Source organism: Pelomonas sp. KK5, from assembly GCF_001984095.1.
Taxonomy (GTDB): Bacteria; Pseudomonadota; Gammaproteobacteria; order Burkholderiales; family Burkholderiaceae_C; genus KK5.
In genome coordinates this window covers 1-4381 of sequence record NZ_LYVQ01000348.1, presented here as the reverse complement: position 1 = coordinate 4381, position 4381 = coordinate 1, and the positions used below count along the sequence as shown (strand labels likewise).

Sequence of the window (4381 nt, the reverse complement as noted above, 5' to 3'; positions counted from 1 at the left end):
ATATCGCGGCCAGCACCGCGGCGGCCAGCGCCGGCGGCGGCACGATCACCTCGACCGGCGCCACCAGCGTCGGCAGCACCAGCGATGCCGATGCCCAGGCCATGGCCGACGGCTCGACCCGCGCCAAGGACGCCAGCGACCCGAACGACACCGGCGTCGGCGTCGGCGTGGCGATCAACGTCGGGCTGAACACCAATACCGCCCAGCTCGGCGGCACCGTGCACAGCCAGGGCGTCAACGTCACGGCCGGCACCGCAGGAGACAACAAGGACACCACGCTGGCCAGCGCCAAGAGCGGCGCCGGCGGCGCCAAGACCGGCGTGGCCGGCGCGCTGGCGGTGAATGTCGCGGTGGACCGCACGACGGCCGAGATCCTCGGCGGCGCCGACGTCAACGCCGGCACCGGCGCCAGCAGCGTGACTGCCAAGACCGTCCATGCGGACAGCGCCACGGCGGTGCCCACCGACTCCGGCGTGCAGGCCGATGCCAAGGACACCGGCGTCGGTGCGTCCATCGCCGTCAACGTGGCCGACCACATCGCCCGCGCCGAGGTGGACGATACGGCCAAGCTCTCGAACACCGGCGCGCTGACGATCTCGTCCTCGCTGCAGAACACCATCGTCACCAACGCCCAGGGCGGCGCCAAGGGCGGCACCGCGGTGGCGCCGGTGGTGGCCGTGACCGTGGCCAACCAGGACAGCATCGCCCGGCTGGGCACCAGCGGCACGCTGCTCAACGCAGCCGGCGACGTGGCGGTGACGGCCGACCTGCGCTCGACGAACACCACGAGCGCCAAGGGCAAGGCCGAGGGCTCCAAGGATGCGGCGGTCGGCGCCTCGGTGGCGGTCAACGTGGAGCTCGACCATTCGCGCGCCGATCTCGCGCGCTCGATCACCGGCACCGGCGCGGTCAGCGTGGCCGGCAGCAGCCAGGTGAATACGACTGCCGATGCCGAGGCCAGCGCCATCGGCGGCAAGCAGGACAGCGACAGCAGCAAGGACGGCGTCAACAAGGACACCGGCGCCGGGCGCGGCCTGGGCGACTCGCTGGCCGGCGCCGGCGGCGCGCGCGACAGTTCCAGCAGCAGCGCCACGCCCTCGGCCGGCGTGGCCAGCACCGACAGCAAGAGCGGGGACAGCGGCAGCAGCGACACCGTCAGCGTGGCCGCCGCGGTGGCCGTCAACATCACCGACGCGACCAGCAGCGCCCACATCAGCGCGGGCACGATCAGCACGCCGACGAAGAACGTCTCGGTGCAGGCCAGCGCCAACACCGACGGCCAGGCCACGGCCGACGGCAGCGCTACCACCGCCGACAGCGGCGATGCCGTAGGCGCCGCGGTGGCGATCAACGTCGCCAACACGACCAACGAGGCCCTGGTGGCCAGCGGCGTCAACATCACCGCCGACGGCCTGCTGCTCGGCGCCACGATGACCAACGTCAGCGGCGACACGACGCACACCACGCTGGCCAGCGCCAAAAGCGGTGCCGGCGGCGGCGAGATCGGCGTGGCCGGCGCGGTCGCGATCAATATCGTCAACGAGGACACGACCGCCCGCATGGCCGGTGGCGCCTCGGCCACGCTGGCCGGCGCCGACTCCGGCGGCGCGCTGCAGGCGATCACCCAGTCCACCGCCAGCGACACCGCCTCCGCCAAGCCCGAGAAGGAAGGCGGCAAGGCCGATGGCAGCGACGTGGGCGTGGGCGCTTCGGTCGGCGTCAGCGTGATCGACCACAACCTGACGGCTTCGCTGGACGACGGCGCGCAGGTCAGCGGTAACGTCTCCGCGATGGCGGTCACCTCCACCGCCCAGGACACGATCAAGACCGAGACCGAGAACGGCTCCAAGGGCCAGACCGGCGTCGGCGTGGCCGCGGCCGTGACGATCGACATCAACGACACGACGGCCTACGCAGGCACCGCGACCGGCTCGCTGGCGGTGGCCGGCGACATGGCGGTGCGCGCCTTCCGGCTCGACCAAGTGACCGGCACGGCCAGCGCCGATGCCGCGGGCAAGGACACGGCGGTGGGCGCCTCGGTGGTGGTCTCCGTGGTGGGCGGCGCGGTCAGCGCGAAGCTGGGCCGCTCGGTGGCCGCGGGCGGCGCGGCCGACGTGTCCTCGGGCGCGACGATCCTGGCCACCGGCAATGCCAAGGCCAGCGCCTCCGGCAACGATGCCGGCGGCCGCAGCTCCGACAAGGAAGCCAGCAACCAGGTCAACAACAACCCGAACAAGGACAAGCAGCGCGACCTGCCCAAGTCCAACGACCAGGTGGACTCGGCCAACACCAAGACCAGCGGCGACACCGGCGGCAGCAAGAGCGAAGGCACCGGCGTGGCCGCGGCCATCGTCGTGCAGGTGCTGGTGACCGACAACACCGCGGCGATCGCCAACGGCGTCAGTCTGACGGCCGGCGGCGCGCTGACGGTCGACGCCCAGGCCGACTACAACACCATCACCCAGGCCAGCGGCGACGCGATCGATCTGCAGAAGAAGACCAATGTCGGCGCGGCCGTGGGCCTGGCCGTGGTGGACGCGAGCAACGTCGCCAGCGTCGGCAACAACGCCAGCCTCACCGGCGCCTCGGTCGCCATCCATGCCGACCGCCCCGGCGACAGCGGCGACCACCAGTTCCAGACCGTGGCCGTGGCCGCGGCCGGCGGCAAGGACACCTCGGTGGCCGGCAGCGTGGCGATCAACATCGTCACGCTGGACACGACGGCCAGTGTCGGTACCGGCGCCACCATCAAGGCGACCGGCGGCAAGCTGGACGTCATCGCCGACCAGAGCACCGCGATCCAGGCGATCGCCGGCGCGGCGGCGCTGTCCACCGGCGGCACCGGCGTCGGTGCGTCGGTGGGGCTGAACATCGTCGTCGAGCACACGACGGCTGCCGTCGGCGCCAACTCGCAGCTCGCGGCCCGCGATGCGACCACGATCACCGCCACCGGCCAGGTCGTGCCCGCGAGCTTCGACCTGCCCGATCCGCTGCCGAACCTGACCGTCAGCAACCTCGCCATCTCCGGCGGCATCTCCACCGACGGCGGCGCCGGCGCGGGCTCGGCCGCGGTCAACATCTACACGCTGGACACGGTCGCCCGGCTGGACGACAACGTCAAGATCAATCCGCTGAGCCTGGGCGTCACGGCCGGCGCGGCGCAGGACGTCACCGTCGGTGCGAAGAGCAAGACCTACATCGAAGGCGGCGCCGGCGCGGGCGGCATCTCGATCGGCAATGCCGGCGTGGGCATCGGGCTGGACGTCTCGGTGCTGATCGAGAACACGAAGACGACGCTGGGGTCAGGTGTTGCCATCCAGGCCGGCCGCAACCTCACGGTGCGCGCCGCCAGCGACCAGGACATCACCAGCGTCGCCGCCACGGCCGGCGTCTCCACCGACGGCACCGGCGTCGGCGGCAGCGTGTCGGTCTACATCGTCAGCAACGACACCGAGGCGACGACGGCCGGCGGCGCGGGCTCGGCCCTGCAGGCCGGCGGCGCGCTCGCCGTGACGGCCGATGCGCCCTTCGACATCACCCAGATCGCCGGCGCGCTGGCCTATGGCAACTCGGCCGGCGTGGGCATCTCCAGCACGGTGCTGGTCCACACCGACACGGTGAAGGCCCTGGTGGGCCCGCAGACGGCGCTGGCCGGCGGCGCGGACTCGATCGTGGCCGCCACCTCGCACGAGAACCTCATCACCATCGCCGTCGGCGGCGGCGCGTCCAGCAGCGCGGCGGTGGCCGGCTCGGTGGTCGTCAACGTGCTCAACGAGACCACGCTGGCGGGCGTGGACGACAGCTCCACCTTCAACGTCGCCACCGCGGCCGCGGGCACGCAGGCGAACCTCGCCATCAATGCCAACGACCAGACCGACATCATCTCGGTGGCCGGCTCGGTGGCCGCGTCGAGCAGCGTCGGCGTGGGCCTGGGCGCCACCGTCAACACGATCAGCAAGGACACCGAGGCGCGGATGGGCTCCGGCGTCACCGGGCTGACCGATGGCAACCTGCAGATCACCTCCGGCTCGCGCGAGAGCGTGGCCTCGGTCTCGGCCGGCGTGGCGGCCAGCTCCTCGGTGGGCGTGGCGGCGAACGCCAACGTGCAGGTGCTCAACGTCACCACCCGCGCGCTGCTGGGCGACGACCCGAGCGATGCCAAGGCCAATGCCGGCGCGGGCGACGTGCATGCCCAGGGCAGCATCGTCGTCGCCGCCGACGAGACCAGCGACTTCAACCTGATCACCGGCGCGGTCGGCGCCTCCGGCTCGGCCGGCGTCGGCGCGGCGGTGGGCGTGGTCACGGCCACCAAGAACACGGCGGCCATCGTGGGCGAGGGCGCCAAGGTCACCGCGGACGGTCTGCGCGCGGGCCTCAGCGT

1 protein-coding gene is annotated in these 4381 nt (G+C 72.4%); it reads left to right on the top strand.

Annotated elements, in window-relative coordinates; all coding sequences use genetic code 11:
• Nucleotides 1-101: 101 nt before the first annotated feature.
• On the top strand, nt 102-4381 hold a 4280-nt coding region (locus B0W88_RS29975; RefSeq protein WP_233151895.1), incomplete at its 3' end, for a hypothetical protein.